The 17,623-nt window shown below is 64.8% G+C and carries 21 protein-coding genes; 8 read left to right on the top strand and 13 right to left on the bottom strand.

Going from position 1 to position 17,623, the window contains the following annotated elements; all coding sequences use genetic code 11:
* Positions 1-27: 27 nt before the first annotated feature.
* Together ACKWRH_RS41830 and ACKWRH_RS41825 are read left to right on the top strand one after the other, a co-directional pair.
* On the top strand, positions 28-1,047 hold the full coding sequence (locus tag ACKWRH_RS41830) for an alpha/beta fold hydrolase (protein WP_445218293.1): 1,020 nt from the start codon (positions 28-30) through the stop codon (positions 1,045-1,047).
* A gap of 15 nt (positions 1,048-1,062) precedes the next feature.
* Complete coding sequence (locus ACKWRH_RS41825) at positions 1,063-2,010, top strand: fatty acid desaturase (protein ID WP_445222569.1); 948 nt, start codon at positions 1,063-1,065, stop codon at positions 2,008-2,010.
* Positions 2,011-2,066: 56 nt separating this feature from the next.
* Here ACKWRH_RS41825 and ACKWRH_RS41820 read toward each other — a convergent pair whose 3' ends face one another.
* Both ACKWRH_RS41820 and ACKWRH_RS41815 read right to left on the bottom strand, forming a co-directional pair.
* The gene (locus ACKWRH_RS41820; protein ID WP_445218292.1) at positions 2,067-2,300 is read right to left on the bottom strand and encodes a hypothetical protein; all 234 of its coding nucleotides are present in this window, start codon (positions 2,298-2,300) and stop codon (positions 2,067-2,069) included.
* A 138-nt stretch (positions 2,301-2,438) separates the two neighbouring features.
* Entirely contained in the window at positions 2,439-3,422 is a 984-nt protein-coding gene (locus ACKWRH_RS41815) for a helix-turn-helix transcriptional regulator (RefSeq protein WP_445218291.1), read from the bottom strand.
* Positions 3,423-3,504: 82 nt separating this feature from the next.
* On the opposite strand from ACKWRH_RS41815, the gene ACKWRH_RS41810 reads away from it, so the two are divergent.
* Entirely contained in the window at positions 3,505-4,149 is a 645-nt protein-coding gene (locus tag ACKWRH_RS41810; RefSeq protein ID WP_445218290.1) for a glutathione S-transferase family protein, read from the top strand.
* 17 nt (positions 4,150-4,166) lie between these two features.
* Positions 4,167-4,601, top strand: a complete 435-nt coding sequence (locus ACKWRH_RS41805) for a DUF6157 family protein (RefSeq protein ID WP_445218289.1) — start codon at positions 4,167-4,169, stop codon at positions 4,599-4,601.
* Here the strand turns inward: ACKWRH_RS41805 and ACKWRH_RS41800 are convergent, their stop codons facing one another.
* The 4 genes from ACKWRH_RS41800 to ACKWRH_RS41785 form a co-directional block, all read right to left on the bottom strand.
* Positions 4,602-5,387, bottom strand: coding sequence for an enoyl-CoA hydratase/isomerase family protein (locus ACKWRH_RS41800; protein WP_445218288.1), 786 nt, complete (start codon positions 5,385-5,387; stop codon positions 4,602-4,604).
* A 12-nt stretch (positions 5,388-5,399) separates the two neighbouring features.
* Positions 5,400-6,509, bottom strand: a complete 1,110-nt coding sequence (locus tag ACKWRH_RS41795) for a cyclic nucleotide-gated ion channel (RefSeq protein ID WP_445218287.1) — start codon at positions 6,507-6,509, stop codon at positions 5,400-5,402.
* Positions 6,510-6,668: 159 nt separating this feature from the next.
* Positions 6,669-6,887 (bottom strand): hypothetical protein, encoded by a 219-nt coding sequence (locus ACKWRH_RS41790; RefSeq protein ID WP_282519940.1) that lies wholly within the window; start codon positions 6,885-6,887, stop codon positions 6,669-6,671.
* A 123-nt stretch (positions 6,888-7,010) separates the two neighbouring features.
* The gene (locus ACKWRH_RS41785) at positions 7,011-8,456 is read right to left on the bottom strand and encodes a TAXI family TRAP transporter solute-binding subunit (RefSeq protein WP_445218286.1); all 1,446 of its coding nucleotides are present in this window, start codon (positions 8,454-8,456) and stop codon (positions 7,011-7,013) included.
* Positions 8,457-8,859: 403 nt separating this feature from the next.
* Between ACKWRH_RS41785 and ACKWRH_RS41780 the strand changes: the two genes are divergently transcribed.
* Complete coding sequence (locus ACKWRH_RS41780) at positions 8,860-9,207, top strand: DUF3307 domain-containing protein (RefSeq protein ID WP_038933545.1); 348 nt, start codon at positions 8,860-8,862, stop codon at positions 9,205-9,207.
* Positions 9,208-9,548: 341 nt separating this feature from the next.
* Positions 9,549-9,962, top strand: a complete 414-nt coding sequence (locus ACKWRH_RS41775; RefSeq protein ID WP_028148857.1) for a hypothetical protein — start codon at positions 9,549-9,551, stop codon at positions 9,960-9,962.
* On the opposite strand, the gene ACKWRH_RS41770 is transcribed toward ACKWRH_RS41775, so the two are convergent.
* Both ACKWRH_RS41770 and ACKWRH_RS41765 read right to left on the bottom strand, forming a co-directional pair.
* On the bottom strand, positions 9,959-10,282 hold the full coding sequence (locus ACKWRH_RS41770; RefSeq protein WP_028148856.1) for a YkgJ family cysteine cluster protein: 324 nt from the start codon (positions 10,280-10,282) through the stop codon (positions 9,959-9,961). The genes ACKWRH_RS41775 and ACKWRH_RS41770 overlap by 4 nt on opposite strands.
* A gap of 5 nt (positions 10,283-10,287) precedes the next feature.
* Complete coding sequence (locus ACKWRH_RS41765) at positions 10,288-10,986, bottom strand: helix-turn-helix transcriptional regulator (protein ID WP_282519943.1); 699 nt, start codon at positions 10,984-10,986, stop codon at positions 10,288-10,290.
* Positions 10,987-11,099: 113 nt separating this feature from the next.
* Here ACKWRH_RS41765 and ACKWRH_RS41760 point away from each other — a divergent pair, with 113 nt between their 5' ends.
* Together ACKWRH_RS41760 and ACKWRH_RS41755 are read left to right on the top strand one after the other, a co-directional pair.
* Complete coding sequence (locus tag ACKWRH_RS41760) at positions 11,100-11,360, top strand: hypothetical protein (RefSeq protein ID WP_445218285.1); 261 nt, start codon at positions 11,100-11,102, stop codon at positions 11,358-11,360.
* Positions 11,361-11,428: 68 nt separating this feature from the next.
* Complete coding sequence (locus ACKWRH_RS41755; RefSeq protein WP_445218284.1) at positions 11,429-12,157, top strand: glutathione S-transferase family protein; 729 nt, start codon at positions 11,429-11,431, stop codon at positions 12,155-12,157.
* Between the two features lie 258 nt (positions 12,158-12,415).
* On the opposite strand, the gene ACKWRH_RS41750 is transcribed toward ACKWRH_RS41755, so the two are convergent.
* From ACKWRH_RS41750 to ACKWRH_RS41730, 5 genes are all read right to left on the bottom strand, one after another.
* A complete protein-coding gene (locus tag ACKWRH_RS41750) occupies positions 12,416-13,567 on the bottom strand; it encodes an ABC transporter substrate-binding protein (RefSeq protein ID WP_445218283.1) in 1,152 nt (383 codons plus the stop codon).
* Positions 13,568-13,657: 90 nt separating this feature from the next.
* The gene (locus tag ACKWRH_RS41745; RefSeq protein ID WP_212245691.1) at positions 13,658-14,077 is read right to left on the bottom strand and encodes an acyl-CoA thioesterase; all 420 of its coding nucleotides are present in this window, start codon (positions 14,075-14,077) and stop codon (positions 13,658-13,660) included.
* 25 nt (positions 14,078-14,102) lie between these two features.
* The gene (locus ACKWRH_RS41740; RefSeq protein WP_445218282.1) at positions 14,103-14,864 is read right to left on the bottom strand and encodes a 3-hydroxyacyl-CoA dehydrogenase; all 762 of its coding nucleotides are present in this window, start codon (positions 14,862-14,864) and stop codon (positions 14,103-14,105) included.
* A 25-nt stretch (positions 14,865-14,889) separates the two neighbouring features.
* Entirely contained in the window at positions 14,890-16,773 is a 1,884-nt protein-coding gene (locus ACKWRH_RS41735; RefSeq protein WP_445218281.1) for a feruloyl-CoA synthase, read from the bottom strand.
* Positions 16,770-17,579, bottom strand: coding sequence for a crotonase/enoyl-CoA hydratase family protein (locus ACKWRH_RS41730; protein WP_063980927.1), 810 nt, complete (start codon positions 17,577-17,579; stop codon positions 16,770-16,772). The genes ACKWRH_RS41735 and ACKWRH_RS41730 overlap by 4 nt, the downstream gene beginning before the upstream one ends.
* Positions 17,580-17,623 lie beyond the last annotated feature (44 nt).

The following is a 17,623-nucleotide window of genomic DNA, read 5'->3' as shown; positions in this document are numbered from 1 at the left end:
GCGGCCGCGTGAGCGGGAGTTGGACGCATGACCGGGCAGCGCGACTACGAGATATTTGAGGCCGGCGACGTCACGCTTCAGTCCGGCGCCGTCTTCCCCGCGATGAAGCTCGCCTACAAGACCTACGGCACCCTCAACCCCGCCAGGGACAACGTTATCCTCTACCCGACCTCGTTCAGCGCCCAACACTACGACACGGAATGGCTGATCGGGCCCGATGGCGTGCTCGACCCTACGCGCTACTTCATCGTCATCCCGAACCTGTTCGGCAACGGCCTGTCGTCGTCGCCGTCGAATTCCGGCGAGGCGCCATTCCCGCAAATCACCTATCACGACGCGATCGCGATTCAGCACCGGCTGCTGACCGAGCGCTTCGGCATCACAAAGCTTGCGCTGGTCTATGGCTGGTCGATGGGCGGCATGCAGACCTATCATTGGGCGGCGCTGCATCCCGACATGGTCGCGCGGGCCGCGGTGGTCTGCGGCAGTGCGCGATGTGCACCCTATAATTACGTCTTCCTCGAAAGCGTGAAGGCTGCGCTGACCGGTGATCCCGCCTTCCGCGACGGCCGCTTCGTCGAGAAGCCCGTTGCCGGCTATCGCGCCATGGGCCGCGTCTATGCCGGCTGGGCGATGTCGCACGGCTTTTACCGCGACGAACTCTGGCGCGAGGCGGGCTTCGCCTCGCTGGAGGATTATCTTGTCCGCAACTGGGACGCGACCTTTGCCCGGCGCGACGCCAACGATCTCCTCGCGCAAGCCGGAATCTGGCAGCGCGGTGACATCAGTCGTTGCGCTTCATTCGGCGGCGATCTCGATCGGGCGCTGGCCGCGATCAAGGCGCATGTGCTGCTGATGCCGGGTGCGACCGACCGCTATTTCGACGTCCGCGACAATGAGGACGAACTCGGCAGGCTGATCAACGCAAAATCGGCGGTGCTGCATCCGATCCCGTCGCTGCACGGCCATCGCGCCGGCAACCCCGTCAACAATCCGCGCGACCAGGCCTTTCTCAAGGCCGAGGTCGCAGAGCTTCTCAGCAAGTAGGACGAACCTTCGATGATGACTGACGCGACCGTTTCAGAGCCCGGCCATCGCCTGAAGCCGCTGAGCCCGGCCATGCTGCGCGAATTGTCGGTGCGCTCCAATCTCAGGGGGGCCGCGAAAAGTCTCAGCCATTACGGCCTGATCGTGCTGGTCGGCGCGCTGGTCTGGAAGGTCTCTTCGGCTTGGGGCGTGTTATGGGCGCTGCCGCTGATGGCGGTGCAGGGCTATTTCGTCGCCTTCCTGTTCATGGCGCTGCACGAGACCGCGCACAAGACCGCGTTCAGGAGCCGTGGCCTCAACATTGCGGTCGGCTATCCCTCGGCCTTCATCATCGGACAACCCTACGAATATTACTGCCTGTTTCACTGGGACCATCACCGCTACACCCAGGATCCGGACAAGGACCCGGAGCTGATCGTCGGCGTGAAGCCGAAATCCGACACGCAGCTCGCGCTCGCCTATAGCGGCCTGCTTCAGGTCGCCGGCCGCCTCCGGTTGATGCTCGGCCACGCCGTCACCGGCAAGGTCACCGTGCCCTGGATTCCCGAAAACAAGCGCGCCACCATCGTGCGCGAGGCGCGCGCCTATGCCGGGCTCTATGTGCTGCTGCTCGCGCTCTCGCTGTGGTTTTCCTCGGCGTTGCTGCTCTGGGTCTGGATTGTTCCGCTGATGATCGGGCAGTCCTTCCTGCGGCCCTATCTCTATGCCGAGCACACCGGCTGCGACCGCACCCGCAGCGCCTTCCAGAACACGCGCACCACCTACACCAGCGCGATTGTCAAATGGTTCGCGTGGAATATGCCCTACCACGTCGAGCATCACGCCTATCCCTCGATCCCCTTCCACGCCCTACCGAAGCTGAACGAGATCGTGGACGGCGAGATCGTCTATCGCGGCCGCGGCTACATCGCAACGACGCGCGAGACCTGGGCCTGGTTTCGCCGGCAGCGGCAGATTGGTTAATACAACGCAAAACTCCGGCCGCAGCGCGACCGGAGCTTTGTCGTGAAGGCGAGATATCAGTAGATCCCGTAGGCGCAGACATTCACGACGCGGACGCGCATGCCGTGGCGGGTGCGGACGACGCGCTCCTGGTAGCAGTTGCTGACACCGGTGTTGACGTAGACGCCGCCAAAGCCCCAGCCGGGACCCCAGTGATGATGGAAGCCGTGGGCCGAAGCCGCGGTGGGCGCGAGAGCGGCAGCACCAAGCGAACCAGCAGCGATCAGACCAAGGGCAAGCTTACGAAACATTTTCATTCTCCAGTGTGGCGCTAAGGCCGTTGTTGTGTCCCTGCTTCTCCGTCGGGCCGAGACGCGAACGCGTTCAGGGCGCGAGGCAGGAATCGTGTTTCAGGAATGTTTCGTGGGCTTCGGCGAAATGCGCCGCTGTCAGGCTTTTCGCGCCGCCGCGCGATAGCGCGCAGCCATCGCCTGCGTGATCTCCGCCATCTTCTCGCGGAGATCAGCGGGCTCCAGCACTTCGGCTTCGGACCCCAGCCGCAACAATTCGGCCGCGGCATGCCATGACGTCTTGCCGGTCGGCACGCGCGCGATGCGCCAGCCGTCCGAATCAGTGGTCTCTTCAAGCTGTGTGCGCGCCTTGACGTAAGGCTGGCTCAGCGCATCGAGCAGTTTGACGCCGAACGGCGACAGCCGCACGATCGCGACATTGGGATGCATCTCGGCTTCGAGGCGAAGTGTCGCTGCCTGCCAATAGGTGGCGAGATCGAACGCGGCGGGACGATCGAAGCGATCGTCGAGCGCGGTGCAGTCGAGCACGCGCGCGACACGATAGGTGCGCACACTGCCGTCGACCTCGCCGGCGAGATACCAGCTGCCGCCCTTCAGCACGAGCCCGAGCGGTGCGACGCGGCGCTGCTTCTCGGCGCGCCAGCTCTGGTAGCGGATCTTGATCAGCGTCCCGCGCAGAGCCGCGCCGGCAATGGTGCGCAGATGTCTGGGCTCTTCGGTCTCGCCGAACCAGCCGGGTGCGTCCAGGTGAAAACGCTCCTGCATCCGCCCGGCATCTTCGCGAAGGTTGGCGGGGAGTGCCGCCATCAGCTTGTTCTGCGCGGCGATCATCGCCGCGTCCAGCCCGAGCGCCGCGGCCGGCCCCGGCAGTCCCGCAAGGAACAGAGCCTCCGCCTCGTTCTGCGACAGGCCGTTCAAACGCACGCGATAACCATCGAGCAGGCGATAGCCGCCCTCCGCGCCCCGGTCGGCGTAGACAGGGACGCCGGACGCCGCGAGCGCGTCGATGTCGCGATAGATCGTGCGCACCGAGACCTCGCAGGCTTCCGCAAGCTCGGGCGCAGTGACCTGTCCCCTGGCCTGGAGGGTGGTGAGGATCGACAGCATTCTGCTCGCGCGCATGATCCCTTAAACCATACCTGACACAGGATGTCAGGTATGGTCCGCTACAAGCCATCGCCAGCCGGCCAGATGGAGACCTGTTATGACCGATCAAAACCGCATCACCCTGTATTATTCGCCGCAAAGCCGCGCCACCGGCACGCGGGTGCTGCTGGAGGAGCTGGGCGCGCCCTACGATCTCCACGTCCTCAACATGAAGGCCGGCGAGCAGCGCCAGGGCGCCTATCTCGCCATCAATCCGCTCGGCAAGGTGCCGGCGGTCCGCCACGGCGAGGCGCTGGTGACCGAGCAGGTCGCGATCACCATCTATCTTGCCGATCTGTTTCCGCAGGCGGGGCTGACGCCCGCGCTGAACGACCCGCTGCGCGGTCCTTACCTGCGCTGGATCGCCTATTACGGCGCATCGTTCGAGCCGGCCTTGATCGACAAGTTCATGCAGCGCGAGCCGGCGCCGATCACGCAGTCGCCCTACGCCGATTACGACACCATGCTGGGCGCGCTCGAGGCGCAGCTCTCGAAAGGTCCGTATCTGCTCGGCGAGCGGATGACGGCCGCGGATATCTTGTGGGGCGTCGCGTTCAGCTGGACGATGATGTTCGGCATCGTGCCGAAGAAAGACGCATTCGTTCGTTATGCCGAACGGATGACGTCCCGGCCCGCGTTCCAGCGGATCAATGCCGCCGACGACGAGATGGCGGCGCAGCATGCCGCGGCAGCAGGTGGTTGAATGATCCAGGGTTGCAGATGACAAAGTCGATGCACACGACCAACTGCTTCAACACCTTCATCCGGGTCGCTGAAGACTGTCCCGCGCATACCGGCGAGGAGCCGCCGCTGCGCGCGGGAAAGCCGACGGTGGCGTGCCTGCAATACGAGATGATCGCCAAGGCACCCTACAAGCATACATCCGACGACGTGATCTTCGCGACGTCTGCGCCGGGCCGCGAGCTCGATGCGAAGGCGACGAAGATGGAGAAGCGTGCGGCTCGTGAAGCGTTCTTCTCCCGGGGGCAGGCGTGCATGCGGGCGTCGAGCCTGGGCAAGCGCTTCGGCTGGGGCGTTCATGCTGACAGCGAGGGCCGGATCGCGATTTACGCCGTCGACAGCAAACGCTACCAGGCGCTGGTCCGCGATCCCAGGCTCATGCAGGTGCGCGCGATGCGGTCGCAGCGGGCGTGATCAGAATTTTGGCGGCCGTTTTTCCGCGAACGCCTTGATGCCTTCCTTGATCTCGTCGCCGCGCATGCTGTCGCGGTGGCGCTGATCGGCGGCTCGCTCGTCCAATTCGCCGCGGGCGAATTCGTTGATGGCGTGCTTCATGCCGCGCATCGCCTGCGGCGCATTGCCGGCGAGAACCGTGGCGAGCTTGTCGACCTCCTCGTCGAGGAATTCCACCGGCACCATGGCGGTGAGATAGCCGATGCGCAGCATCTCCGGCGCGCTGATCTTCTGCGCGGTGAGGAACAGCTTCTTCGCATTGTCGACGCCGAGCCGCGTCACGTAACGCTTGATGCCGCTTCTGTAGTAGTGCAGCCCGAGCCGCGCCGCCGGCATGAACATCTCGGCGGTATCGACGCCGATGCGGAAATCGCAGGCGAGCGCGAGGTCGGTCGAGCCGCCATAGACGCCGCCATTGAGCCGGCAGATCGTCGGCACGCCGAGATCCTCCAGCCGGTTGACGACGACCTCGAACGCCGAGCCCGCGCTCTGCTGCTCGTTGGCGCTGACCGCGCGCTCGGCAACCGAGTTGAGGTCATAGCCCGCCGAGAAGGCCCGCCCCGTGCCGGTCAGCACCAGCACGCGGATATCAGGATCGGCCTCGATCCGGTCGAAAAGCCTGACCAGCTCGCCGAGATCCTCGGCCTGGAGCCGGTTGAGATGTTTGGGCCGGTTGAGGCGGATGGTGGCGCGTGCGCCGTCACGTTCGAGCACGGGGCCTGAGGCCGCGTCGGCTGTGTCCGACATTCTTGTCTCCATTCATTTATTTTCGAGCGTGCGGCGCTTGGCTTCCGCATCGATGGTCTCGGCGAGATCGGGATGCCGCGCCATCAGCACGCGGAAGTCGACAAGGTCGAGCACCAGCAGCCGCGACACCTTCGTGGTCGAGACGTTGGCGCCGCGCTTGTTGTTGCCGAGCAGCGCCATCTCGCCGAAGAACGCGCCCTCGCCGAGCTGGACCTTCTTGCCGGGCAGGTCGACCTCGACCTCGCCGGCGGCGATGAAATACATGCAGTCGCCCTGCGTGCCCTTGCGGATGATCATGGTGCGCGCCGGCAGCTCCATGGTGCGCAGCATGTGGGTGACGTCGGCGATGGCCGACGGCCCGAGCGCTGCGAAGAACGGCACCTTGCTGACGGACTCCCAGGTCTTGAGGAAATTGTCGCGGCGGGTCTCGGCGGCAAAGCCGGTGGCCAGGATACCGGTCCACAGCCCGAACACGCCGAGGCCCGAGATCATCACCATCGCCGCCACCATGCGCCCGAGCGGCGTGACCGGCACGACGTCGCCATAGCCCGTCGTCGTCAGCGTGACGACGGCCCACCACAGCGCGGCGGGGACGCTGCCGAAAGTCTGCGGCTGGACGTCCCGCTCCAGGAAATATTCGGCGACGGAAGCGAGGAAAACCACCATCAGGAAGATCACGAGCACGCTGACCAGCGGTCCCGATTCCAGCACCAGCACCCGGCGCAGCTGCCGCAGGCCCGGAATGCCCGGCACCACCTTCAACACCCAGAGTACGCTGAGCAGCCACGCCGTCTTCGGCTCGATGCCGACCAGGAGCGCGACCGGCACGGCCAGCGCGCCCAGAGCATCGACCACTCCGGCAGAGGAGGTCATGTAGAGCGACAGGCGCCCCGTTTGTGCCATGTGGCGCAGCCGGACCACCCATTCGAACACGAAATAGACGAGGCAGGCCCATAGCAGGGTATCGACCCACCGATGCGCCGTTTCATAGGCCGGGTTGACCGTCAGCAGCACCATGCTGAGCACGCCGAGGCCGACCGCCGCATAGGCCGCCCTGGTCATGTTGCGGCCGGCCGTGGCGGCCACGAACTGGGCCAGTGCGGGGATCAGCGGCTTGGACATGCGGGAAGGCGGGCTCGGTCGTGTCTCTTGAGGTCCCGGCTGGGACGCCACCGCCAAAGTGCCCGCCCGGGCAGGAGCCGTCAACGACGGGCAGGGGGCTGCCCGCAGCATCGTCGGGGAGGTGTGCGGTGAGCCCCGTGCCGTGGTGGATTCGGGGCGCTACCTGAAATGCGGCGGCTCGTCGTAGCCGCGGCGGCTGCTGAAAAACAGCAACACCATTAGGCCGATGCCGACGACGAGGGAGAAGCCTGCCCCCAGCGCCAGTGCCACATAGCCCTCCGTCGGGATCGGCTCGCCCTCGATCGCCATCGCGGAATAGGCGAAATATCCAGCCGCCACCAGCATGCCCAGAAGGATTATGATGAGGAGTGTACGCATGGCGCGTGCTCCGGTTGTATTCGGGAGCAAACGGTTGCGGACGGGAGACGGTTCCCGAATTCAGCCCCGGGATCCGCGGGAAATGTCGGCAAGGCGCCGCTGTGAGACCGTCAAATCGATAGGTCAGGCACTCTGAGCTGTCTTGACCACGACGATATTGCTCTCGTCCTGCTGGGGAGGGGCCGTATCCTGGGCGACCTTGTCGGCCTCGCCGCAGTGGCGTTTGAGATAGTCGCGGCGCATGCCGATCTCGTCGCGGACGAACTCGTAGCCGAGCTTGAAGGTGTCGAGCCCGTCGGTACTGATCGTGCCGTCTCTGAGACCTATGACGGCGCCGCGCAAAATGCCCTCCAGCTCGTCCTGGAGACATTCGAGCTGGTCCAGCGAATGGGCGTGCTCGATGCGTTCGCCGATGTCGAGGACGGCGGTGGAAAGCTCGCCAGCCTTTTCAGGCGCGATGCGGGTGATCTTGGCGTAGATCGCGGCGAAGATCGAGCCGATCACGCTGAGCGCGGCGGCGCCCAGATACATCAGGTCGCTGTACTTATCCATGAACGACTTGGTGTCGTCGTTGATGTAGTCGGCCGCCCCCTGATGCGCCATCACGTAGGCGTCCTTCTCGACGGAGGCCGGCTCGATTCGGCTGGCGAAGCCGTTGTCGAGCCCGAGTGCGGATTTGTTCTCATAGACGACGCGCGCGAGCTCCCCCGCCGTGCTCGCCGACATCCTGGATTGCGTCACCAGCAGCCATTCGAGCCCGATCGTGTCGAGGTCGTCGTCGGGAATTTCCGGCGATGCGGACAGCGTGCCCGCAGTCAGCGTCTCGCTGGAAATACCGGGAATCCTGCGCGCCAGCGCTTTGGCCTCGTCGATCGCGTTCAGCGTGAAGCCGCCGCGCTTGGCGACCTGCTCATAGGCCTTGTCCCGCACCGCCCTGGAGGCATGTACGATGGCGATCACCGCACCAAAGCCGCTCGCCGGCGCAAACAGCTTGTCGAGCGTTACACCCTGCGGCGCCATCTGGATCTTCGCGGCGTCCGGGCCATCGGGGATGTCGAGGATGCTGCGCACGAACGCAAGCGAGGATTCGTTCTCGGCGACGACGGCAACCTTCTTCTTCTTCAGCTCGGCGAGCGATTTGATCTTCTTGTTGCCAGGACCGAGCAGCAGCACCAGATCGTGCTCGAGGATCGCGAGTGTGCGCGCCCGCAGCGGCACCTTGGCGTCGGTGCGAAGGACGGCGAGGTCGGCCTGCTTGCGGTCGAATTGTGCGAGCGCCTTGGCGTTGTCTGCGTTGTTGACGATCTTGATCCGGAAGCGCGAGGCGTTGTTCTTCAGCAGCGTGGCAAGCTTGGCGGCAAACAGGGCTTCGTCGCTGTTGGGGGGGCCGACGGCAAAGGTCAGCGTCTCCGAATTGTGCAGCATGGCGCGGCCGCCCCAGACGGTGGCGAGCGACAGCAGCAGGGTCAGCACGACGTAGAGAAGGACCTGCTGCTGATTGGTCTTGATCACCTTAGGGCGCCGCGGCGGCGGTTCGGTCGGTGACGAGGTCGGGCCTTCAGTACTCATGGCAGCACTCCGGCCCTATTCCTGAGTGGCGGACGGCTCGCGGATGCAATCGCGGCGGGCGCCCTGCAATTCCTAAACGTCTGAAAAAAGAACGATATTCTCTGCCGACAATGATAGCGCGCCGATACCGGAATGCAAAATTCGAGCCGGAGGTAACCTTACTCGATCTGGCCGCGGCGATTGGTCATCCTATCACTAGTTAGCCACAGTTGGCGATTTTCCAGTTCCCCCCGGCTGCATTCCGTCGCGGGAGATGTCATAAATCACACGTCCCGGCGATTTGACCGGTCCAAAAAGAAGTTGCGCTGAACGCTCCGATCTTTCTTGTCACGTCAATGAGGGCGTCAGCTTGTCGTTTCCACCCATGTCATCGGCGGTTCCGGTCGAAGCGCTCATTGGCTGGATGTTGCTGCTCACCTTCAAGCACATCATCGCCGATTTCGTGCTCCAGACCGCCTGGATGGCGCACGGCAAGGACCAGAAGCACGGCTGGGCTTTGCCGCTTCTGGTGCATTGCCTGATTCACCTCGCGGTTGCGCTGCCGCTGATCCTGTTGGTGGCGCCGCGATTCTGGTTCGTCGCGTTCATCGACTTCGCGATCCACATCACCATCGACCGCGCCAAGGGGTTTGTCTCCGCCAATTTCGGTGTCGACCTGGCGCATCCCTGGTTCTGGACCCTGATCGGCGTCGACCAGGCCCTGCATCATTTGACCGGTTTCGGCCTTTCCATCTTCATGGCGGCGAACTGAGGCCGGGGGCCTGCGGATAGTTGTCGATCGGCATTCACAAGAGGTCGTCATGCCCGGGCTTGTCCCGCCTGCGCGGCCGAAGCCGCTTCGGCGAGGCGAAGGCCCGGACATCCACGTTCTTCGTGCCGCGTGGCCAGCCGTGGATGGCCGGGACAAGCCCGGCCATGTTGCCGTGGAGGCATTGGCGTCCCGACTTATCGGCTCAGATGTGGTGGCCCGACCCCCATTCGGGCGCCTCCGATTCGCGACCAGGGCGCAAGGACACCGGGTGACTACCGGGCGGCGTGGTTAACCTTTCATTAGAGAATTGCGCTGCATCTTCGGCAACGAGGAGAACCGCAATGTTTTCAAGCCGCGACGCATATGAAAGCGATTTCTGCCCGGTCCGCGACGAGCTCCTTGGCGAGATGTATCGCGCCAGCGAGAGTGGCCTGCCGAGGCTGGTTGAGAGTGTTTCCCCTGACGCGCGCGCCAGGCTGGCGCTGTTCTGCTATCGCCGCAGCCATCTGCACTCGCTGGCGGTCGCGATCGCAGCCAGCTGCAACGAGCGTGACCTGATCGACAATGGCGGCCGCGTCGGCTCGACGCTCTACGCGCTGTCGCGCGAAAGCACGGTCAAATCGTCGCCGTCGCTGTCGGGGGGCCGCAAGCCGATCACGCTGTCGACCAAGCCGCTCTCGGTGCTTGCACCGCTTGAGGACGGGTTCGACGACGAGGTCAGCGAAGCCGTTCCAGCTGTAGCCGTTCCAGCTTAAGCGACCTCGATTACCGGCAGTCCGAATTTCCGCCGCGCCATCGCGCATTCGGCGTCTCCCGGCATGCAGGTGCGGCACACCTCCGGCCGCACCTCGTAAATGCCGCAGGCCGTCTGCTTTCCGATCTCCCCCCGCAACGCCGAACAGCGATCGCCCTCGCAGCGCATGCCGGATTGGCGCGCGTTGACGAGCGTTTCGGGGATCGCGGCAAGCTCCTCGTCGCTCTCGATTGAGAAGCGCGGCCAGTTCTCCGAATAGCCACAGCAGGCGCCGCAGCTCTGGCACCAGCTCGACAGATCGACGGGGGAGGTCTCTTCCATCGCGCTCACGTGTCCTTTGGCGGGCCCCAGACCAGGCTCTGCCGCCATCTTGCGCGCAGCACGTCGCGCCGCTCCGGATATCTATCGTCGAGATAGCTCGCATCCACGACGCGGTCGGTGCGGAAGCTGCGGAAGTCGCCGCGCAGCTCGCACCAGGCCGCAAGCAGGCGCACGGCTTCGAGATAGCCGACCGAGATCGGCCAGATCATGCGCTCGCTGGGGCGGCCCTGCTCGTCGCGATAGCGCAGCATGATCTTCTTGCCTTCGTGGATCTGGGTGCGCGTGCGCGCCATGTCGAGGCGATCCGGCTCCCTGTTCCAGCTCGGCCGCGCACGGCTTGCCGGCTCAAGCACGAAGGGACGTAAGCGCTCAGGCACGGTGTCGGCGATCTTGGCCATCAAATCTTCGGCCGCGCGTGCCAGCGCGGAATCAGCATGGCCCGCGACCCATTGCGCGCCCAGCACCGCCGCCTCGATCTCGTCGGGTGTCAGCATCAAGGGCGGCAGGTCGAAGCCCTTCTCCAGGATGTAGCCCATGCCGGCTTCGCCGCGGATCGGCACGCGCTGGCCGATCAAGGTTGCGATGTCGCGATAGATGGTGCGCTTCGAGGTCTCGAGCTCGGCCGCGATCGCGTCCGCGGTCAGCGGCTTACGCGTGCGCCTCAGCACCTGGATGATCTGAAACAGCCGGTCGGCGCGTCTCATGACAATTCTCTTATCGGGTGACGGATCAGAAAATGGCGCGCTGCTGCTGACAGGATGTTGGCAGCAGGGGGGGTCTATACCGGGACAACACATCGACTGAAGAGGATTTGTCCATGATCATTCCAACCCATTTCGGCCCGGCGATTCCGATGTTGCGGGCACAGATCTGGTCCGCCTGGGCACTCGGCCGCCTCGTTTCGTTCGATCTCATGGCCGTCGACCTCCGATTTGCACTCGCAAGCGTGATGGCACGCTCGCCGACCCGGGCTGCGGACGCGTTGGCCCGCCATGTCATGGCCCGCGCCTGGCGGGGGGCCCGTTTCGCAGAAGATATCACGGCTGCTGCCACCATGGTGGCAGCAGCCGGTCACTAGGTTCCCTCAAAGTTTCGCAAGTCCAAACTTCGCAGGTCCAAATTTCGCAGGTCCAGGAGAGAGTTCGCATGATCACGCTTTATGGCTTTGGCGCCGGCTTCGGCCTGCCGGAAATCAGCCCCTTCGTCACCAAGACCGAGGTCCAGCTCAAGATGGCAGGACTGCCCTACCGGAAGGAGCGGGCGATGCCGCCGGCCTCGCCCAAGGGGCAGCTGCCGTTCATCGACGATGGCGGCGAGGCGGTGGCCGATTCCACCTTCATCCGCGCGCATATCGAGCGCCGCTATGGCTTCGATTTTGACGCCGGGCTGTCGCTCGCCGAGCGGGCGCAGGCCTGGGCGTTCGAGCGCATGATCGAGCATCACGTCTACTGGGCGCTGGTCGGGGCGCGCTGGGTCGATCCGGTCAACTTCGCCAAGGGGCCCGCGCATTTCTTCGACGGCGCGCCGGAGCACAATCGCGAAAAGTTGCGCGAGGATGCGCAATTCCGTGTCGCCGAGAACTATCTGCTCTCCGGCCTCGGCCGCCACGCGCCCGATGACGACGTCGATCTCGCGGTGCGTTCGCTGTTCGCACTCTCGGTCCAGCTCGGCGACAAGTCCTACCTGATGGGTAACAAGCCCTGCGGTGTCGATGCCACTGCCTTCGGCGCGCTCGCCGGAATCTTGACGCCCTTCTTCGAATCCGGCCTGCGGCAGCGCGCCGAGGGATTTGCGAACCTCACCGCTTATGTCGACCGCATGATGGACGATTATTATCCGGAGTTCGCCTGGACCCCGCTGCGGCAGGCGGCCTGAGGCACTGCCATAGAGCCCGCATTTGTGGGCACTGAAGCTTCGACGTCGTCATGGCCAGGCATAGCCGTCCGAAGGACGGCGTCGCTTTCCGCTCGCCTATGTCCTGGCCATCCACGTCCTGCGACGTGGTGCAAAGAACGTGGATGGCCGGGACAAGCCCGGGCATGACGGCCTTAACTGCAATTCGAACCTGGCAGTGAAAGCAAAAGAGCCGGCCCATCAGGCCGGCTCTCGTCGTTTCAAAACTTTCGCCGCGCCTTACCTCACCAGCGTGTACTTGCCGTTCTTCACCGTGAGCAGGATGCGCGAGCGCTCGTCGAGGCCGTAGCGGTCCTTTTCGGTGAAGTTGTAGACGCCCTGGCTCGCTGCCAGCTCCTTCTCCGACAGCAGCGCCTGGCGGATCGCTTCGCGGAATTCCGGCGTGCCCGGCTTGGCCGTCTTCAGCGCCGTCGGAATGATGCGCTTGAGGATCTCGAACGCATCGTAGGAGTGGCCGGCGAACTGGCTGCGGCTGTTCGGGCCGTACTTGGCCTCATAGGCGGTGTTGAGCGCGAGGCCCGGCTTCTTGGTGGCGGCCTCGTCCGGCTGGTCCTCGGGATCCATGACGGGACCAGAGGCCATCAGCACGCCTTCCGCTGCTTTGCCGGCGATACGGATGAAGTCCATGCTGGCGGCGCCATGGGTCTGGTAGATCAGGCCCTGATAGCCGCGCTCGCGCAGCTCGGTCTGCGGCAGCGCGGCCGCGGTACCGGAGGCGCCGACCAGGATCGCGTCGGGATTGGCGGCGACGAGCTTCAGCACCTGTCCGGTCACCGACGTATCGGGGCGGGCGAAGCGCTCCTCATCGGCGATGGTGATGCCCATCGGCACCGCCTGCGCCTTCAGGTCGTTGAACCAGAGGTCGCCATAGGAGTCGGAATAGCCGATATAGCCGACGGTCTTCACGCCCTTCGCCTTCATGTGGTCGTACAGCACCTTGCCCACGATCGGGATCGGCTGCGGCATCGCCACCGACCACTTCATGCGCTCAGGCGTGATCGGGAACGGCGCCAGGCCGAAATGCGGAATGCCGGCCTCGTTGGCGACGTTGGACACCGCGATGGTCGGCGGCGTCAGCGCCGAGCCCATGATGATGTCGGCCTTGGATTCGGTCACGAAGCGGCGGGCGTTGGTGGTCGCCGTGGTGGGATCGCCGCCGTCGTCGAGCACGATCACCTTCAGCGGCACGCCGCCGATCTCCTTCGGCACGAATTCCAGCGCGTTGCGCTCGGGAATGCCGAGCGCGGCGCCCGGGCCGGTCGTGGTGGTGGTGATGCCGATGGTGATTTCATTGGTCTGGGCCAGCGCAGGCAGAGCCGGCAGGGCAAGCGTCGCCGCGGCGATGGCGGCGGTCAGGTAAAAGCGTTTCATCTATTCCTCCCTTGACGTGTTTCTTTGAAAGCAGAAATCGGGGGGTAATTCAGCCCCCTCTTTTGGTGATGCGGCGATTTAGCTCCAGACCTAGCTCCCCGTGAATTTGGCTACCATTTCCGCCGGAAAGGGTGCCGATTTCAGCTTGTCGGGGTTAACGGGATCGCGGCCGACCAGGACGCGGGTCTCAAAACCCTCGATCGCCAGCGCCTCGCCCTTGTAGACGTTGTGCTTCACCTCGAAGCTCGAGCGCTTGATGCTCTCGATCTTCGTTTCGATGGTGATCCAGTCGCCATAGGTCGAAGGGATGTAGAACTTGGACCGCGTATCGACCATGGGGATGCCCACCAGGCCGTATTTGCGGACCAAATCCTGCTTTGAGAATCCGGCGACCTCGAACAGGGTTGACGTCGAATCGTCGAACATCGCGAAATAGCGCGGGTAATAGACGATGTTGGCGGGGTCGCAGTCGCCCCACTGGATCTGGACGTCGCGCCGGTTCACGAACATGCGATGGCCCTGCTTTCGTTGCGCCTTACTTCGGCGCCATGCGCAGCGAGCCGTCGAGGCGCACCACTTCGCCGTTCAGGTACGAGTTCTCGACCATGTGCAGCGCGAGCGCGGCGAACTCGTCGGCATGGCCGAGCCGGCGCGGGAACGGGATCGCGGCGGCGAGCGAATCCTGGGCTTCCTGCGGCAGGTTGGCGAGCAGCGGCGTCAGGAACAGGCCGGGCGCGATGGTCAGCACGCGGACGCCGAACTGCGCGAGTTCGCGCGCGATCGGCAGCGTCATGCCGACGATGCCGCCCTTGGAGGCCGAATAGGCCGACTGGCCGATCTGGCCGTCATAGGCGGCAACGGAGGCCGTATTGATGATGACGCCGCGCTCGCCGGTCGCCTGCGGCTCGAGCTTGGACATCTCGGTTGCGGCGAGGCGCAGCATGTTGAAGGTGCCGATCAGATTGACCTTGATCACCTTGTCGAAATCGGCAAGCGCCATCGGCCCGTCGCGGCCGACCACGCGCTTGGCGACGCCGATGCCGGCGCAGTTCACCAGCACGCGCGCGGGTCCATGCGCCTTGGTCGCCTGCGTGATCGCGGCTTCAGCCGAGGCGGCGTCGGAGACGTCGCAGGTCATGGCCACGCCCTTGAGCTCGGCGGCGACGGTCTCCGCAAGCTTGGCATTGAGGTCGAACACCGCGACCTTGGCGCCCTGCGCCGCCAGCTTTCGCGCGGTCGCAGCGCCCAGTCCCGATGCACCGCCGGTAACGATGACTGCCTGATCCTTCAACAACATGGCGTTCTCCTTTGGCGATGGTTTCTTACCCGACCGATATCACACGGTCCGATGGATTGGCAGCGTAGAGCTCCTCGATCAGCGCGCCGCGATGCTCCAGCACCGCGCGCTGGTTGATCGAGCCCTTGTCGGTGACCTCGCCCTTGTCGATCGAGAGCGGCGTATCCAGCAGGATCGCGCGCGTGATCCGCGTCGAGGAACCGGTGGCCGAAGACAGAAAGCGCGTCAGGCGCTCGCGGAAGGCTTCACGCACCAGCCGGTCCCGGGCGGTGACGGTGAGATCGTCGGCCGGCAGGGTCGGGTTGATCAGCCGGCAGCCGTCGAGATCGAGCAGCACCAGCGCGGAGATTTCGTCGCGGTTGATGCCGGCGATGACGACGTCGCGCACCAGCGGCGCGCAGGCCGCGACGAAACGCGCGCGCAGCGGGCCGACGCTGACCCAGGTGCCGCTGCCGAGCTTGAAGTCTTCGCTGACACGGCCGTCGAAATCGAAGCCGGCGTTGAGATCATCGGGATCGACGGGCTTGAGAGCGTCGCCCATCTTGTAAAATCCTTCCTCGTCGAAGGATTTCGCGGTGATGTCGGGCTGGCGCCAATAGCCGGGCATCACGTTCGGCCCCTTGGCGCGCACTTCCATCTTGCCGTTGTTCGGCACCAGCTTGGCGTCATTGCCCGACACGGGCAGCCCGACATGGCCGGAGCGGCTGGTGCGCGGATTGACCGACATGAAGAACGGCGCGGTCTCGGTGGCGCCCAGGCCGGTCAGCATCGGCACGCGGTAGCCCTTCTCCTTCACCGCGAGCTCGTCGAGGCTGTTCCAGACGAAGGGCGAGAGCGCCGCGCCCGAGAAGAACATCGCGTGCAGCCGGTCGAAGAACTTTGCGCGCAGGCCCTGGTCGTCGCGCAGGTAAGGCAGCAGCGACTCATAGCCCTTGGGGACGTTGAAATAGACCGTCGGCGAAATCTCCTGGAGATTGCGCACGGTCTCCTCGATGCCGCCGGGCACCGGCTTGCCGGCGTCAAGATACATCGAGCCGCCATTGTACAGCGTCAGCCCGATATTGTGGTTGCCGCCAAAGGTGTGATTCCAGGGCAGCCAGTCGATGATGACCGGCGGCTCGTCCTTGAGGAAGGCGAGCGTCTCGCGCAGCATCACCTGATTGGCGCAGATCATGCGCTGGGTGTTGATGACCGCCTTGGGATTGCCGGTCGAGCCCGACGTCAGCAAAAACTTTGCGATCGTGTCGGGGCCGATCCTGTCGTGTATCGCGTCGAGATCGCCGTGGAGCGGCGTCGCCATGAGGTCGGCGAGCAGGGTGACGTCGCGGCCCGGCACGCTGCCCCAGGACGCGGCGATCTCGGTGCCATCAGAGACATTGGCGGCGAGCGCGTCCGCGAACTTGCCGGCGTCCTCGGCGAAGACGAGGCCGGGCGTCAGCAGCTTCATCAGGTAAGAGAGCTTGCCGTAATCCTTCGACACCAGCGAATAGGCCGGCGACACCGGGCAGAACGGAATTCCGGCATAGAACGCGCCGAACGCGAGCAGCGCGTGGTCGATCGAATTGCCTGAGAGGATAACGACCGGCCGCTCCGCCGACAGACCGCGCGCAATCAGGCCGGAGGCAATGTGCCGGCTCGCGGCGAGCAGCTCGGCGTAAGTGATCTTGCGCCAGCCGCGGCCGCCTTCGCGCTCGGCCATGAAGACGCGGTCCGGTGTCGTCGTCGCCCAATGATGCAGGCGGTCGGTGAGGCGGACCGGATAGCCGCCGAGCGGCTGCTTTGGACGCAGGTAAATCGTGCCGTCGTCGCGCCGCTCGATATTGACGACGGGATCGCCGAACGAAATGGGCCGCAGCGGGGAAGTGCTCGCGCCGCGCTCCATGCTGGAAGAGGACGGCTGTCCGCTCATGACTTCGGCTTCACCTTTGCGGTCTTGTGTTCGAGGAATTCGCGGATCCTGCGTTTTGCCTCTTTGTCGCTCTGCGCAACTGTTGCCATCAGCGATTCCATCAACAGGCCGGCCTGCGGATTGGCCTCCGCGATCATCGGCAGCGCCTGGAGCACGGCGAAGTTCGTCAGCGGCGCGTTGGAGGCGACCTTGGTCGCAAGCTCCAGCGCCTTGCCGAGCCCGTTGCCGGCCTCCGTCACATATTGCGTAAAGCCGTAGGAGGCGCCTTCGGTCGCGCTATAGACGCGGCCGGTCAGCATCATGTCCATCATCCTGGCAACGCCGATCAGCCGCGGCAGCCGCACCGAGCCGCCGCCGCCGACGAAGATGCCGCGCTGGCCTTCCGGCAGGGCGAAATAGGTCGAGGGCTCGGCGACGCGGATATGGGCGGCGCAGGCAAGCTCCAGCCCGCCGCCGATCACCGCGCCCCGGAGCGCCGCGATCACGGGCACGCGGCTGTACTGGATGCGGTCGAACACCCGGTGCCACATCTGGGAATGGAGCAGGCCGCCGGTCGCGTCGTGGTCCTGGAGCTCGGAGAGGTCGAGACCGCTGGAGAAATGGTCGCCGATGCCGTGGATGACGACCGCGCCGATATCCTCGGGCAGGGAGGCAAAGCACTCGCCGATTTCGAGGATAATGCCGTCATTGAGCGCATTGCGCTTGGCCGGCCGGTTCAGGCCCACGGTCAGAACCCGGTCCGCCCGCTCGATCCTCAAAAGCCCGGAGGCGCCCGCGTCAGCGGTCTCGGCGTTTCCCTGTGTCATTTGCGTCCTTGTCAGAATAGTTATGTTGTATAACGAATTCTGGG

It is taken from the genome of Bradyrhizobium sp. Pa8 (assembly GCF_052588265.1).
The sequence above is the reverse complement of the archived record's forward strand: the minus strand, read 5'-3'. Positions and strand labels throughout refer to the sequence as shown.